This is a genomic window from Amycolatopsis sp. NPDC004079 (assembly GCF_040610415.1).
In the GTDB taxonomy this organism is placed as follows: Bacteria; Actinomycetota; Actinomycetes; order Mycobacteriales; family Pseudonocardiaceae; genus Amycolatopsis; species Amycolatopsis halotolerans.
On record NZ_JBEXMH010000017.1, the window covers coordinates 44,799 to 59,678 of the forward strand.

Annotated in this window: 14 protein-coding genes; 4 read left to right on the top strand and 10 right to left on the bottom strand. The window is 69.5% G+C overall.

Translation table 11 applies throughout. From position 1 onward, the window contains the following. Positions 1–20: 20 nt before the first annotated feature. The 3 genes from ABZX37_RS19415 to ABZX37_RS19425 form a co-directional block, all read right to left on the bottom strand. Positions 21–1,697 carry an NAD(P)/FAD-dependent oxidoreductase gene (locus ABZX37_RS19415; protein ID WP_354741260.1) on the bottom strand — a complete coding sequence of 559 codons (1,677 nt, stop codon included), beginning with the start codon at positions 1,695–1,697 and terminating at the stop codon, positions 21–23. 91 nt (positions 1,698–1,788) lie between these two features. Continuing rightward, positions 1,789–4,362 carry an FtsX-like permease family protein gene (locus ABZX37_RS19420; protein WP_354741262.1) on the bottom strand — a complete coding sequence of 858 codons (2,574 nt, stop codon included), beginning with the start codon at positions 4,360–4,362 and terminating at the stop codon, positions 1,789–1,791. Beyond that, positions 4,362–5,159: an ABC transporter ATP-binding protein gene (locus ABZX37_RS19425; protein WP_354741264.1), complete on the bottom strand. Its 798-nt coding sequence runs from the start codon at positions 5,157–5,159 to the stop codon at positions 4,362–4,364. The genes ABZX37_RS19420 and ABZX37_RS19425 overlap by 1 nt, the downstream gene beginning before the upstream one ends. A 138-nt stretch (positions 5,160–5,297) precedes the next feature. Here ABZX37_RS19425 and ABZX37_RS19430 point away from each other — a divergent pair, with 138 nt between their 5' ends. Further along, entirely contained in the window at positions 5,298–6,569 is a 1,272-nt protein-coding gene (locus ABZX37_RS19430) for a sensor domain-containing protein (protein WP_354741266.1), read from the top strand. A 235-nt stretch (positions 6,570–6,804) separates the two neighbouring features. Here the strand turns inward: ABZX37_RS19430 and ABZX37_RS19435 are convergent, their stop codons facing one another. From ABZX37_RS19435 to ABZX37_RS19455, 5 genes are all read right to left on the bottom strand, one after another. Further along, positions 6,805–7,449, bottom strand: a complete 645-nt coding sequence (locus ABZX37_RS19435) for a response regulator transcription factor (protein ID WP_354741268.1) — start codon at positions 7,447–7,449, stop codon at positions 6,805–6,807. A 210-nt stretch (positions 7,450–7,659) separates the two neighbouring features. After that, positions 7,660–8,382 carry a hypothetical protein gene (locus ABZX37_RS19440; protein ID WP_354741270.1) on the bottom strand — a complete coding sequence of 241 codons (723 nt, stop codon included), beginning with the start codon at positions 8,380–8,382 and terminating at the stop codon, positions 7,660–7,662. A gap of 59 nt (positions 8,383–8,441) precedes the next feature. After that, on the bottom strand, positions 8,442–9,728 hold the full coding sequence (locus ABZX37_RS19445; RefSeq protein WP_354741272.1) for a type III PLP-dependent enzyme: 1,287 nt from the start codon (positions 9,726–9,728) through the stop codon (positions 8,442–8,444). Positions 9,729–9,829: 101 nt separating this feature from the next. After that, complete coding sequence (locus tag ABZX37_RS19450; RefSeq protein WP_354741274.1) at positions 9,830–10,744, bottom strand: 3-oxoacyl-[acyl-carrier-protein] synthase III C-terminal domain-containing protein; 915 nt, start codon at positions 10,742–10,744, stop codon at positions 9,830–9,832. A 73-nt stretch (positions 10,745–10,817) separates the two neighbouring features. Next, on the bottom strand, positions 10,818–11,162 hold the full coding sequence (locus tag ABZX37_RS19455) for a hypothetical protein (RefSeq protein ID WP_354741276.1): 345 nt from the start codon (positions 11,160–11,162) through the stop codon (positions 10,818–10,820). A 60-nt stretch (positions 11,163–11,222) separates the two neighbouring features. Between ABZX37_RS19455 and ABZX37_RS19460 the strand changes: the two genes are divergently transcribed. From ABZX37_RS19460 to ABZX37_RS19470, 3 genes are all read left to right on the top strand, one after another. Continuing rightward, positions 11,223–11,699, top strand: coding sequence for a MarR family transcriptional regulator (locus ABZX37_RS19460; protein WP_354741278.1), 477 nt, complete (start codon positions 11,223–11,225; stop codon positions 11,697–11,699). A 66-nt stretch (positions 11,700–11,765) separates the two neighbouring features. After that, positions 11,766–12,662, top strand: coding sequence for an NAD(P)H-binding protein (locus ABZX37_RS19465; protein ID WP_354741280.1), 897 nt, complete (start codon positions 11,766–11,768; stop codon positions 12,660–12,662). Beyond that, positions 12,659–13,264, top strand: coding sequence for a CPBP family intramembrane glutamic endopeptidase (locus tag ABZX37_RS19470; protein WP_354741282.1), 606 nt, complete (start codon positions 12,659–12,661; stop codon positions 13,262–13,264). The genes ABZX37_RS19465 and ABZX37_RS19470 overlap by 4 nt, the downstream gene beginning before the upstream one ends. Here ABZX37_RS19470 and ABZX37_RS19475 read toward each other — a convergent pair. Further along, complete coding sequence (locus ABZX37_RS19475; RefSeq protein WP_354741283.1) at positions 13,234–14,415, bottom strand: FAD-dependent oxidoreductase; 1,182 nt, start codon at positions 14,413–14,415, stop codon at positions 13,234–13,236. The genes ABZX37_RS19470 and ABZX37_RS19475 overlap by 31 nt on opposite strands. Beyond that, complete coding sequence (locus tag ABZX37_RS19480; RefSeq protein WP_354741285.1) at positions 14,412–14,867, bottom strand: nitroreductase family deazaflavin-dependent oxidoreductase; 456 nt, start codon at positions 14,865–14,867, stop codon at positions 14,412–14,414. The genes ABZX37_RS19475 and ABZX37_RS19480 overlap by 4 nt, the downstream gene beginning before the upstream one ends. Positions 14,868–14,880 lie beyond the last annotated feature (13 nt).

A 14,880-nucleotide genomic window follows, 5' to 3' on the forward strand; every position in this document is an offset into this window, starting at 1 on the left:
TTCTCCTTCTTTTACGGGGTTCAGCGCGCCGTCGGAGCGAATCCGCGGGCGTCGCGGCGGGCTTGGCCGCGGGAAATCCGAAGCGGATCCCAGTCGTGGCCGCGTTCGGGCAGCAGGGCGCGGTCGGCGAAGACCGCGCCGTCGTACGCTTCGGCCAGCACCGGCCGGTCGAGGATCGCCTCGGCGCACTGCGCACCGCCGACCGCGGCGCCGACGACTCCCCCGCCATGGATGTCCTGTCCGGCGACGAACAGTCCTTCGACGTCGGTGCGCACGTCCGGCCGCCGTCCGTGCGGGCCCCAGGACTGCAGTCCGTACGCGGCTCCGCCGGTGGCGAGGGTGTAGCGCTCTTGCGTGAGCGGGGTGGCCGACTCGAGGTAGACGATGCGGTCCCGGAACGGGCCGAGCACCTCTTCGGCGCGGTCGAGCAGGCAGCCCGCGAGTTTCTCTTTGGCCGCGCGGTATTCGGCGACGCGCCGGTAGCGGAGCCCGGACGCCGGTCCGTCGGCTACACCCCACTGCTCGTAGCCGGGCGGGCACGCGGTCATGATCTGTAGGTTCGTGTAGCCGGGCGGGCAGACGGCAGTGTTGCCGGGGTCCTTGTGCGAGGCGGACGAGATGAACACAAAAGGCAGCTCGTCGAACTGGCCCGATTCCGTTCGGGCATAAGCACTTTCGACGTCACCGCTCGGCCAGTACCAGATGTTGGCTTCGGACGCTTCGACCAACTCGGTGTCCACCACCGCGTAACTGGTCACCAACGGCAGCCGCATGACCGCGTCTTCAGTGCGCCGGACGATGCCTTCGGGGAGGTTTTCCCGGCCACCGCACAACTCCAGCACTGTGCGCCGATAGTCCGCGTTCGACACCACCAGTGGCGCGCGCAGCACGTCTCCGTCGGCCAGCTCGACACCGGCCGCGCGCCCGTGCTCGATGAGAATCCGGGCGGCGCGCGCTTTGGTGCGCAGCTGGCCGCCGTGCGTTTCGAGCTGCTCCACCAGCGCGGCGGCCAGCATCTGACCGCCGCCCTCGGGGTAGTACGCGCCCCCGGTCAGGTAGTCGTCGAGCATGCGGATGTGCGCCGCGACAACGGTATTCGCTGGCGACGACGCATAGTTTCCGGACTGCGCTGCCAGCACCGTACGCACGGCCGCCGACAGTCCACAATGGTCAAAAAGGCGGCTCAGGCTGCGTCGGCTCCAGCGCACCACCGCGGCCGAATTGCCGAGCACCGGCCGAGCGCTCGCGGAATACCGGGCCGCCGCGGCGATCTCGCCGCAGATCGCGAGGTACTCCTGAAGCCCAGCTGCCTCCGCTGGAAAGGTCTCCAGCAGCCGGTCCCCGTACTTGGACCAGCCTTCCGGGACGTCGAAGCGCAGGCCCGGCAGCACGATCCGGTCGAAGCCGTCCGGGTCGAGCCGGCGGAACCGCACCCGGTCGTCGACGCCGAGCCCGGCCAGCAGCGACGGGAGCAGCCCGCCGGGCCCGCAGTCGCCGAGGTAGTGCACGCCGATGTCGAACTCGTAGGAGCGCCGCCGCCGGAACATGTGGCAGTTGCCGCCCGCCACGTCGTGCTGTTCGAGCACCAGCACCCGGCGGCCGAAGGCGGCGAGGTACCCGGCGCAGACGAGGCCGCCGATCCCGGACCCGATCACGATCGCGTCCCAGGAGGAGCTTCCCGCCTCGTTCGGACTCATGCCGCTGACGCTACGGCGGGGCGGTGACCCCGGGCTGACCGCGCGCTGACAGCTGGGGGCAGTCAGCGGCAGGCGGTCGCCCAGGGGTCACCTATTCAGGAGAGAGCATGGCGATCGAGGTCTTGCCGCGCACCGCGAGCCAGGTCGGGAAGAGCGTGGCGACCATGCTTACCACGACCGCGAGCAGGACCACCACCGCATAAATCCACAATGGACCGTAAGGCAGCCAGCTGTCGGACACCGCCTGGCTGAACGGAACCAGCATCGCGAGCGAGACGGCGGTGCCGAGGACCACGCCGATGATCGCGACGACCATCCCCTCCACGGCCATCACGCCGAGCACCTGGCCCCGGCTCGACCCGGCGAGGCGCTGCAGGCCGAACTCGCGCCGCCGGTGCGCGGTCGAGAGCACGAGCGTGTTCACCACCGAGATCGCCGCGTAGAGCAGGATCATGCCGACCACGAGGTAGTTCACCCACGCGTTCGCTTCCTGTTCCTGCACGAACTTGGCGGTCAGCGTGTCCCGGTTCGCGACCTGTACCCCCGGCGAGGCCTGCGCCAGCCCGTCGAGCGTGCTCATCAGCTGCGAGACGCTCGTTCCCGCCGCCGCGGTGACAAGCACCTGCGACGCGATCCCGTCCGTGGTGTGCGGCGCCAGCGTGCCCGCGGGCATCAACGCCGTCGCGAAAGACGGCGCGGACCGCAGTGTCGCCACTACCCGCAACCGCACCTGCGCACCGTCGCCGAGCCGCAACCCGATCTCGTCGCCGACCTTGACGTGCAGCCGATTCGCGTTGTCGACCGGAAGCGCGATGGTGTTGCCCCGCAGGTCGTTGAGCGAACCGGAAGCGAGTTCCGCGGCCCGCGTCTTCGCGACCGCGTCGCCGGTGACCCCGGTCAGCGCGAGCCCGTCCTCGTCCTGGCCAGAGTCCGACGGCTTCTCGTTGTAGCCCTTGCTGGTCACGTACGCCGAAGCGGTGCCGACGCCGGGCAGCGACCGGACCTTGTCGAGCAGCCCGGTGCCGACGTCGCCGGTCGACGAGGTGACCACTGCGTCCGCCGAGAGGTTCGACGCGTACTTCTGCTTCGCCGATTCCACCTGCGTGGTCTGGAAATAGAGCATGAACACGGCCAGCGTCGTGGCGAGCATGACTGGCACGACGGCACCGGACATCGGCAGCCAGCGCACCCGGGCGTTGGCCATCGCGAGGTAGCCGGACAGCCCGCTCACCGCGCGCACCGGAACCCGCAGCACCGCGACCATCAACCGGGTGATCCCCGGTGCGAAGAGCGCGACCGCCGCCGCCACCAGCGTGACCGCAGGCCCGGCTGTGCTGGCCGCGAGCGGTCCGTCCATCACCGTGATCGTCAGATACGCCAGTGCCACACCGCCGATCAGGCTGCCGATGCCCCACCAGAGCCGGAAGGACGTCAGCCAGCGCTTCGGCGAGACGAGTTCCTGCATCGCCTCCACCGGACGCGTCCGCCCGGCGTACCGCGCCGCAACGAACCCCGCGCCCCACGCTGACAGCAGGCCGACCAGAACGCCCGCGGCGGTCGGAATCCAGTCCTGGTGATACGCCAGCACCGGTTCGAAGACGCCGAACCCGGACAGCCGGTCGAACAGCCAGTTCCCCAGCAGCTCACCGGGGAACGCGGCAAGCACGGTCGCGAGCACGCCGATCACCATCGACTCCGCGGTGATCATGCGGCTGACCTGCTTAGGCGTCGCGCCGACCGCACGCAGCAGCGCGACCTCGCGACGGCGTTGCTGCACCGACAACCCGAGCGTGCTGGCGACCACGAACAACGCGACCTGCACGGCCAGGCCACCGAACACCGCGGCCAGGATCACGAGGATTTCCCCGCCGTCGCTCGCCTGCGCGAACTCGGCCGTCCCGCGCGCGACACCGGTGAGCGCGACCGCGTGCTGATCCCGGACCGCGTTCGCGATCTGGGTGCTCAGCGCGGCCGGATCCGTGCCAGCGGCGGGAAGCACGCCGAACGCGTCGACCTGCCCGGTCGCGGGCGTCAGCGCGAGAGCGTCTTCGTGGGAGAAGAACACCGCGTCGGACGCCATTTTCCCGCTCGCGACGGCGATTCCGGCGACTTGGAAGGACCGGACGCCGCCACGCACGGCGATCTGCACCGAACCGCCCGGCGCCACCCCGGTGGCAGCGGCCGTCGCCTGGTCGAGCACCACTTCGCCGCTGCGCTGCGGAGCGCGGCCGTCAGTCAGCGAGTACGGGGCCAGCTCGGCGGTCGCCCAGTCGTGGCCCAACGCGGTGCCGCGCACCAGCTTCACGTCGGGATCGGCCGGAAGGGTCGCCGGGATCGACACGTCGGGAATGACCTTCGCGACGCCCGGAACGGCCGCGATCTTGGCCCCGAGCGACGCGTCCAGGCGCACGCGTTCGGGCAGCGTCGCGGATTCGTGGTCCTCGTCCTCGGTGCCGGGATTCGTCGGCGGCAGGTCGTAGTGCTGGTCGCCCGCGACGACCACCGGCGCCTCGGCGAGCCGCTGCGGCGGTACGCGGGGCGAGATCCCGGTCTGCATGAGCCCGCCGCACGCCATCACGATCGCGGTGCCGACGAGCAGCGCGACGAACGTCGCGGTGAATCCGGCCTTGCGGAACCGGAGGGTGCTCAGGGCAAGGCGCAGCATCAGCGCACCGTCCCGACGGTGTTCCGGCCGTCGCGGCCGAGCCGCGACGTACGCGAGCTCAACGCGGTCAGCCCGCGCGCGACCTCGTCCACGGTCGGTTCGTGCAACTCGCCGGCGAACTGGCCGTCGGCCAGGAACAGCACCCGGTCGGCGTAGGAGGCGGCGACCGGATCGTGCGTCACCATCACGATGGTCTGCCGCTCGGCCCGCACCGCGGTGCGCAGCAGGTCCAGGATCTCGCTCGCCGACGTCGTGTCCAGCGCGCCGGTCGGCTCGTCGGCGAAGGTCACGTGCGGACGGCTGACCAGCGCGCGGGCGATCGCCACGCGCTGCTGTTGGCCACCGGACAATTCACCGGGGCGGTGCCCGCGCCGCCCGCCGAGCCCGACCTGCTCGATGATCCGGTTCACCAGCGCCGGGTCGGCCCGTTTGCCCGCCAGCCGCAGCGGCAGCGTCACGTTGTCGACCACGTCCAGCGACGGCAGCAGGTTGAACTGCTGGAAGATGAATCCGATGTGGTCGCGGCGCATCCGGGTCAGCGCGGCCTCGTCGAGCCGGCCGAGGTCCTGGTCGGCGAGCACGACGGTGCCCGAATCCGGCTGGTCGAGTCCCGCCGCGCAGTGCAGCAGCGTGCTCTTGCCCGAACCGGACGGTCCCATCACCGCGGTGAAACTGCCGCGGGCGAACGAAACCGAAATCCCGTCGAGTGCGACGACGCGGGCCCGGTTCCCTCCGTAGAATTTGGTGACGGACCGGAGCGTCACCGCATCCGTGCTTGGCTGTCCGGACTGGTACATCGGTCACTCTCCCAGGCGCGTCGGGCTATAGAAGAAAGCTACGAGCGCGGGGGCCGGATTCCGATGGTGCTAGCTCTTCGATCCGGACTGGTCCTAGCACCCCTGCCGGGAAAGCCCGGAACAGCACATAATCGGGATATGCCCTCCACCGATGCCGGCGAGCCGAAGCCCTGGTTCGCGAGAGGCGGCCTCGCCGTGCTGCACAGCACCGCGCTGGGCCTGCTCGCACCGGTCGAGGCGGTGCTTTTCGGACTGCTGGCCTGCGCCGCTTCGCTGCTGGGCGTCGGCGTCGGCGTGTTCCTGATTCCGCCGGTGGTCTACGCCGTCCGCGCGGTCGCCAATCTGCAACGGAAACTGCACGGCACCTGGACCGGACGGCAGGTGGCGCGGCCGTATCTCCCGCTGCCCGAGGGCACGCGGTTCTTTCAGGTGTTCGCGCGGTTGCTGGCCGACCGTGCCACTTGGCGGGACACGGCTTGGCTGCTGGTGGACTGCACCATCGGCTGCCTGCTCACGCTCGCCCCGGTAGCCCTCGTGATCGACGGCGTGCGCGGGCTGCTGATGCCGTTGCTCTATCCGGTTCTGGACGATCTGTGGCTCGGCGACTGGTACGTCGCGTGGCCGGTGGACAACCCGACGGTCGCCTGGGCCGCCGTCGTGCTCGGTCTGCTGCATTTCCCGCTCGTGCTCTGGGCCGCTCCGCATCTGCTGAAGCTGCACGCGGCGCTGGCGGCCAAGTTCCTTTCCCCGTCCGAAAGCACCGTCCTCGCGCAGCGCGTCCAGCACCTCACCACGACGCGCGACGACGCCGTCGGCTATCAGGCGCTGGAGCTGCGCCGGATCGAACGCAACCTGCACGACGGCGCGCAAGCCCGGCTGGTCGCGATGGGCATGACGCTCGACGCGGCGGCGAAACTCGCCGAACGGCAGCCGGAAGCCGCGAAGAGCCTGCTGGAAGAGGCCAAGGCGAGTTCGGTGAAAGCGCTGCAGGAACTGCGCGATCTGGTGCGCGGGATCCAGCCGCCGGTGCTGGTCGACCGCGGGCTCGCCGACGCGGTCCGCGAACTCGGGATGGAAGCGACGCTGGAGATGGAAACCACCGTCGACCTTCCCGGCCGGTTCGCGCCCGCCGTCGAGACGGCCGCGTATTTCACCGTTTCCGAGGTGCTCAACAACGCGATGAAGCATTCCGGCGCGGATTCCGGGAAAATCGACGTGCACCATTCCGGCGGCCGGCTGTCCATCACGGTCACCGACTACGGCAAGGGCGGCGCGGACCCGGCCAAGGGCACCGGGCTGCGGGAACTGGAACGGCGGCTCGCGCCGCTGGACGGATTCCTCACCGTGCTCAGCCCGCTCGGCGGCCCGACCTCGGTGGTCATCGAAATCCCCTGCGAGCCGGTCGGCTGACGCACGCTGGCTGGGCGGGTTCGCGGTCCGTGCGGGACTCTGAGTCTCCATGCCAGGAACTCAAGATTGTGCTGTGGACGCGCTTCCGCCTGTTTCCCCAGCTCAGCTGGTTCGGTCCGGTTGAGCGCAGGTCGCCGTGGGCTGCCGACCCGGGAACGGAAGCCGAGCAGTGGTCCGTGAAGGGCTCCTTGAGGGACTCAGATTCCCTCAAGAAGCCCTTCACGGACCACAAGACTCAGTGGCGCAGGTAAGCCAGCACCGCCTGCACGCGGCGGTTGCTGTCGTCGGACACCGGCAGCTGCAGTTTCGCCAGGATGTTGTTGATGTGCTTGGACACCGCCTTCTCGGTGACGAACAGCTCGGCGGCGATGTTGCTGTTCGACCGGCCCTCGGCGATCAACCGGAGCACGTCGTTCTCGCGCGGAGTGAGGCTTTCCAGCGCGCGGTCGCGCGTGTTGTGCGTGAACAGCCGCGACACCACTTCGGGATCCATCATGGTGTTGCCCGCGGCGACCCCGCGCAGCACGTCGACGAAGTGGTCGCCGTCGAGCACCCGGTCCTTGAGCTGGTAGCCGACCGCGCCCGCGCCGTCGGCCAGCAATTCGTTGACGTACAAGCGTTCGACGTACTGCGACAGCACCAGCACCGGCAGCCCCGGCACCTGACGACGCGCCTCGATCGCCGCGCGCAGGCCCTCGTCGGTGAACGACGGCGGGAGCCGGATGTCGACCACGCCGACGTCCGGCTTCTCCGTGACCAGCGCGTTCAGCAGGTCCGGCCCGTTGTCGAGCGCCGCGACGATCGTCATCCCGTGCGCTTCGAGCAGCCGGACCAGCCCGTCGCGGAGCAGGAACTGGTCTTCGCCGATGACCACGCGCACAGAGCTTCACCTTTTCTTCGCCGCGGCTGTTCCGCTCCTGATTATAGGGGCGCGGACGGCTCGATTTCCCGGGTGCCGCGGGTGGTTCGGCCCGTGTCTCCAGGTCCGTGAGGGGAACCCTGACGGACTCTGATTCCCTCAGGGTTCCCCTCACGGACCTCGAACACCGTGGGTACCTCCCCGGATGGGCCGGCCCCGCCTCGGTCAGGTTTACCGGGGCGCGGACGGCTCGATTTCCCGGGCGAAGGCGCAGATTCCGAGAGTCCCGCGAACCGGGTCGTAATCGGCGAGCACCGCGGGCGGTTCGGCCCACAGCGCGGTGGCGGAGCGTCCTTCGGTGCTCGGTCCGCCGGTGAGACCTGCTCCGTAACGGTCTGCTGGCGCGAGCCCATCGGCCTCGGCCCGCGCGTCGGCCGGGGCGATTCCGGGCAGCACCGCGACTCGGGTGCTGCCCATTCCGGCCTCGAACAGCAGTGCAGTCGCCGCGTCCACCGGCGGACGTACTCCGGCGTACGGCATTCCTCGCTGCTCCATGATGAGGATCAGCACGCGGTGCATCGGCCTGCGCCGCACGTATCCGGCCGCCACTCGCAGGGCGAGGAAACCGGCAAGCGGTCCTTGGCCGGACACCGAGTACGTCATCGGACCACCCGGCAGCACCGCGGTCAGGTTGACCGGAGCGGACAGGCGCGGGTCGAAATCGGGGCCGTCGTGCGCGACGACGACCAGGTCGATCGGCTCGCTCACCTGGCCGTCGAGCAGTTCCCGGGCCAGGGAGATGAACGTGTTGCCCTGCGCTTGAGCGACCAGGTCCGGCGAGTAGCCGACGTCGTGTCCAGCGGCCAAGTCGGTGAAGTACCGCGTCATGATCGGCCCGTCGAGCCGGTCGTCGCCGGACTCGAATCGCCGGTGCAGTGCGGTTTTCAACCCCATCGGCAGCACCGCGAACGGTGAAGTGCGCGTCGCTGCTACGGGAGCACCAGCACTGAACATCAGCCCTCCACCGCGGGAACCGGCAGCCGGTGCAGGTGCTGACGGCGCAACAGGTCCTCCGGCTGATCCCGTTCGCTGATCACATAGGACTGTCCATCATGGACCAAAACCTCGGCGGGGTAGCCGTGGCTCAGGAACAACACCGGCGACGCGCTCGGACCGTAAGCACCGGAGCGTTCCACTCCGATCAGGTCGCCGGGACGGACCGGCGGCAGCGGGATCTTCTTGCCCAGCACGTCGTTCGGCGTGCACAGCGGACCGGTGATCTGCCAGGTTTCGGTGGCCGGTTCGTCGATCCGGTTGAGCAGCCGCATCGGGAAGTCGCGTTTGACGTAGGAGCCGATCCCGACCGCGGCCATGTGGTGGTTCGTGCCGCCGTCGGCGACCGCGAAGTTCTGTCCCAGCGAGGTTTTGACGTAACGGACCCGCACGACGTAGGTGCCGCTCATCGCGGTGAGGTAACGGCCCAGTTCCATCACCAGCCGGGTGCCGGGATGCCGCGTCGCGAACTCGTCGATCACCGGGTTGAGCCGGGAGGTCAGCAGATCGAGGTCGAGGTCGCGTTCCCCGTCGAAGTACGCCACGCCCAGTCCGCCGCCGACGTCGACCAGGTCCAGCCCGAAGCCCAGCCGCGCGGACAGCTGCTCGGCCAGCGCGAAGATGCGGGTGGTGTTCTCCACCACCGATTCCTCGCTGAGAATGCGCGTGCCCATGTACACCTGGACGCCCATGATCTTCACGTTCGCGTGCCGGGAAACCAGGGCTTCGGCGGCGAACAGCTGCTCCTCGTCGATGCCGAACTGACGCGGTTTTCCGCCCATCGTCAGCCCGGAACCCTTGACCGCGAAGCTCGGGTTGACCCGCAACGCCACCCGCGCTTTCACCCCGCGCGCTCCAGCGAGCCGGTCGATCAACGCCAGCTCACCGAAGGATTCGCAGACGATCGCCGCGATGTCCTCGTCCAGGCAGGCTTCCAGCTCGCCTTGGCTCTTGCCGGGGCCAAGGAAAATGATGTCGCGCGGTTCGACCCCAGCACGGCGCGCGGTACGCAGCTCGGCGAGGCTCGACACCTCGGCGCGGGCCCCGTTGTCGTGCAGCACAGCGAGAATCGACACGTTCGGGTTCGACTTCAGCGAGAAGAAGACCTCCATGCTGTCGTGCAGTTCCCGCCGCAGCCGGGACATCCGCCCGGCCAGCTCGCCGCCGTCGTAGACGAACAGCGGGGTGCCGCAGCGGTCCGCGAGCTCGGTGATCCCGACGCCCTCGATCTCGAGTTCCGTACTCATCAGGTTCTGCTCCTCCTGTTGTGGCGGCCTGCCGTGGGGGGAACCCTGAGGGACTCTGAGTCCCTCAGGGTTCCCCTCACGGCGCACAGCAGCGCCTGCTCCTAGTGTTCGAAGACCATCGCGGAAAACGTCGAGCCGAGGCCGACCGAAACCATCAGGTAGCGCTCGCCCGGGTTCAGCAGCCCGAGCCGGGTCGCGGTGTGGTAGTTGAGAAACGGGTCCGCGCAGAAGCAATGCCCGGTGCGCGGGACGTTGCCGAGGAAGATCTTTTTCCGCGGCACGGCCATCGCCTCCGCCGCGCGGATCCACGAAACTTTGTTGACGTTGTGCGGAAGCACGAGCGCGAGATCGCTTGCCGCACACCCGGCGGCTTCGAGCGCGGCGCGGGTGACGTCGCCCAGCGCATCCGGATAGATCTGCCGGAAGACCTTGTTCTGCTCTTCGTTCGTGATGACCTCGCCGCCCGGGCCGCCGAGCGTCGTCGTCGCGTAGCCGAGCAGCCGATCCCGTTGCCCGCCAGGGGCGACCAGCACCGCGGCCGTCCCCTCGCCCATCACCGCGACGTCCGGGATGATCTGCGCGGCCGGGGTGAAAGCCTTCTCCCCGGCGAGAATCAACGCCAGCGCGTCAGGGTCGCCGTCCTGTTCGAGCAGCGCACCGGCCAGGTCGAGGGCGAGCAAGCCGGACGCGCACGCGTGATCGGTGACGGTGAAAGCCAGCGCGTTCCGGAGCCCCAGCCGCTGCTGCACCTCGGCCAGCGGATCGAGCGGAAACGGCGACGCCGCGGGCACTGTCTTGGGCCGCAGCACATACCGGACGCGCTCCTCCACCCCGGCGAACCCGTCGAGTTTCGCGACCGCGCCGAGCAACATCTCGGCCTCGGACTCCGGCGACCGGCAGACCTCGGACAGCCCGTAGATGCGATGCAGCCTGCGCAACTGGGCGTCGGTGAGGTCGAGTTCGCCCTGCAACGCCGCGATCGGCACCGCGGCGGGCAGGTAACTGGACACAGACATCAGGCACGTCACCCCGACAGAGTCGCAATCGGCACTGACGCGACGCTGACGCGCGGCTTTCAGGAGGGTTTGCTCACCACACCACGACGGCGGTGAGCACATGCACCGCACCCGCCACGGAGCTTCCCGCGATCATGCCCCGTTCCCCGCGGAACACCCCGATGCCGACGTCGCCCGCCTGCGCGACCGCGGCCGCGATCAGGACCACCGCGCAGACTGGTCCAGACCAGATCAGCGGCACCGCCGCAGCCGCACCGCCCAGCGGCACGGCTCTCACCGCATACATCCAGCCGTAGAACTTCTCGCCGCCCGTCGGCGCCGCACTGTGGCTCAACGCCGCCGGTCGCACTGCCGCGACCACCGCGAAAGCCACGCTGACCACCGCGAGCACGGCATTGGCCACCACCAAGACGATCATCACTACTCCATCTGTCAACTGTTCACAGTTTGAACTGTTCACGGATGATAGGGTACCGGCGTGGCGGCCAACAGCTCTTTTCCCGAGACCTCGGCGTTCCGGCTCATGGTGCTCGGCACCGACCTGGCCAACGACTTCGCCGAGCACCTGCGCGAAACCGGTCTGACCCCCAAACACCTCGGGACTCTCGCCATGGTCGAGCAGGGTTTCGCGCGGACCCAGGACGACATCGCGAGGCTCATGCGGGTGAGTCCCAGCCTGGTCGTCCGGCTGGCGGACCAGCTGGAGCAGCGGAACCTCATCGAACGGCGGCGAGACCCGGAGAACCGGCGCAAGCACATCCTCACCGTCACCGAGGAAGGGAAATCCCTGCTGGCCGAGATGGGTTCGCTCGCGGCGGCGGTCGACGCCGAGCTGGCCGAGCGGCTCGGCCAGCGCCTCAGCGGGCGGCTGGACGAGGCGCTCGCGCAGCTGATGGGCAAGCTCGTGGAGGACCGGCAGCGCCCCGGAACCGCCCGGCGGACCGGCGCCGGCTGAAGCCGGTCACCCGAGCAGGTGCCGGCGAGTCTGCGAATCGGCGTCCGCGCGGCTACCGTCGCAAGCATGCGTGCACTGGTCGCCGGAGCCTCGGGGTTCGTCGGCAGCCGCTTGTGCCCGGCGCTGGAAGAAGCCGGGCACGACGTGCTCGCCATGACCCGCCGTCCGGAGAGCTATCGCGGGGCGGGCGAGCCGGTCCACGGCGACGTCGCCGACATCGGGTCCTTGCGGAACGCGCTCAAGAACGTCGAAGTCGCCTACTACCTGGTGCATTCCCTGGACAGCACCGACTTCCAGCAGCGCGACGCCAACGCGGCCCGCGCGTTCGCCCGGGCCGCCGCGGAAGCGGGAGTGCGCCGGATCGTCTACCTCGGCGGTCTCGGCGACGACGGCGACTCGCTGTCCGAACACCTGGCCAGCAGGCGCGAGGTCGAACGGCTGCTGGCGGAGACCGGCGTGCCGGTGACCGTGCTGCGCGCGGGGATCGTCATCGGGCACGGCGGCACGTCGTGGGAGCTGACCCGCCAGCTCGTCGAACACCTGCCCGCCATGATCACCCCGCGCTGGGTCAGCACCCGCACCCAGCCGATCGCGCTCGCCGACGTCGTCCGCTACCTCACCGGCGTGCTGGAGCATCCGGAGACCGAGGGCCGGACGTTCGACATCGGCGGCCCCGAAGTGCTGACCTATCGGGAAATGCTCCAGCGCGTCGCGACGATCGAGGGCAGGCCGCTGGTGATCGTGCCGGTCCCGCTGCTCTCGCCACGGCTGTCGTCCTACTGGCTCGCGCTGGTCACCGACATCGACGCGACGACCGGGCGCGCGCTGATCGACTCGATGGGCAACGAGGTCGTCGTCCGCGACGACGCGATCCGCCGGATCGTCGAGTTCGAGCCGCTGAGCTACAACGACGCCGTGCTGCAAGCGCTCGGCGAACGCGCGCGACAACGGCGGGCCAGGTGAAGGCGTTCCTGAAGGCGGTGACCGCGGCCGGGTCCGGACTGCTGGGCGCGTCGCTGGCCAGCAAACCGGGATCGCGACGGTTCCACGTGCTGACCGCCTCAGTCGCGGCGACCTGGTTCGCCGGTGCGCGAGCGGCCGGGCCGGTGTCACGGGGACGTCCGGACGTCGTACAGCCGGTGCTGGCGGGCGCGGGCGCGTTCGGAGCGTTCTACGGCTGCGCGCTGGTCGCTCGCCGGATTCCGTTGCTGCGCCGGGCAATCACCGGCGTGCTCAGCCACGCCCACCACGGCTCGACGCCGACAGTGGTGACGACTGCCCTCGTAACCGGTGCCGCTGAAGAGGTTTTCTTCCGCGGCGCGCTTTACGACGCGTTCGGCCCGCGAACATCGACCGCGATGTACGTCCTGTCGACGACGGCGACGCGGAATCCAGCGTTGGTGCTGGCGTCAGCGACCATGGGGACGCTCTTTACGCTGCAACGCCGTCGAAGCGGTGGCGTCCAGGCACCATTGCTGACGCACGTGACCTGGTCCGCCCTGATGATCGGCTTCCTGCCTCAGCTTTTCCCGCCTCAGTCCAACTCGGGCGGAGTGGGTCCGTAGGCATTGGCGCGGGCAGCGCGAGCGCGGGCACCAGGAATGCCGGTGAGCAACCGCAGCAGCCGATACGGCGGAGCGGCCGGACGACCACGCTCCCGCGCACGGGCGGCGCGTTGTTCCAGCCGGACTTGCTGTGCCTGCACCTGCCGGATCGCGGGCTCACGCTCGGCCTGAATCCGCGCGAGGGCAGCATCGGACCGATCCCGCACGAGGTGATTGGCCGCGGCGACGGCGTCCTGCACTGCCATGAGGATTCCGTTGCCCCCGACCGGCGAGATGACGTGCGCGGCGTCGCCGATGAGCAGCAGGCCCGGACGCCACCAGCGCTCCACCCGCGAGATGTCGACCGACAGCAGGGTCGTCTGGCCGAAATCGGTCAGCAGCTCGGCACGATCGGCCAGCCAGGGCACGTGGTCGGCGAGGAACGTCCGGATCGGGCCGACCCCGCGCTCGCGGGCCTCGGCGTATCCGCCCTTGGGCAGGCTGTACCCGACTTGCCAGCCGTTCGTCCCGGCGAGCAGGCCGACGTAGTGGTGCCGCCCGAAGAAGAGGTCGACGTCAGCGTCCGGCGGGTCCTCGGGACGGTGCGGCAGCCGGAACCACAGCAGGTCGGTGGTGGCGCCGAGGGAGCGGGCCGGAGCGTCCGCGAGTCGGCGGATCCGGGAAAACCGGCCGTCCGCACCGACCACCAGCGAGGCTGCCAGGTCGTGGGTTCCGGTGTCGTCGCGATAACGGACGCCGGTGACGCGGCCGTCGCGGATCAGGTCGACGACCTTGGCCCCCGTGCGCACGCTCGCGCTGGGCAATGCGGCGGTTTCGGCGGCGAGAAAGTCGAGGAATTGCGCCTGCGGCATCAGCGCGACGTAGTTGTACGGCGAGGCGAGCTTGCCGTAGTCCGCGGTGGTGATAGACCCGGCCGGGGTGTGGAAGCGGAAGAAGCGTGCTTTGTGGTGCGGCAGGTCGAGCAGCCGATCGGCCAGACCAAGCTGGTCGAGCAGTTCGAGGGTGTAGGGATGCAGCGAATCGCCGCGGAAGTCTCGATCGAAGTCTTTGTGCGTTTCCAGCAGCGTGACGGGGATTCCGGCCCGGCCGAGCAGGTAGGCGAGCACCATTCCGCCCGGCCCGCCGCCTACGACGACCACGGGGTCCGTCACGCGCCACCCGCTTCGAGGCGGAACACCGCAAGCGAGTCCAAGTGCGCGGCTATCTCGTCCGCCGAGGAATCGGGGCCGACCGGGAACGCGGCGAGCGCCCACGGAGCCCGCACCGCGGCCAGGTAAGCCGCGATCACCGACACCGCCTCGGCGCCGTTCACCGGTTGCGCGCGCACGCGTTCGCTGTTGTCGCCACCCCGGACGCGACAAGCCGGAACCGCGGCGAGATTGCGTACCCAATCGCGGTTCGCGTCCGGCGACACGAGGTAGCGGTCGCCGCCGAGGCGGAGCACTCCGAGCGGCGTCTGCCGGGTTCGGCCGCTGCGGCGTCCGGTCGTTTCGAGCACGCGCAACCCGTAGCCGCCGTCGGGTATCGGCTGCGGATCGGCGTCGAGCAGTTTCCGCACCATCTCGGCATTGACCTGGGCAAATTCGCTAGATTTTCTAGCCATATCGCCCAGCATA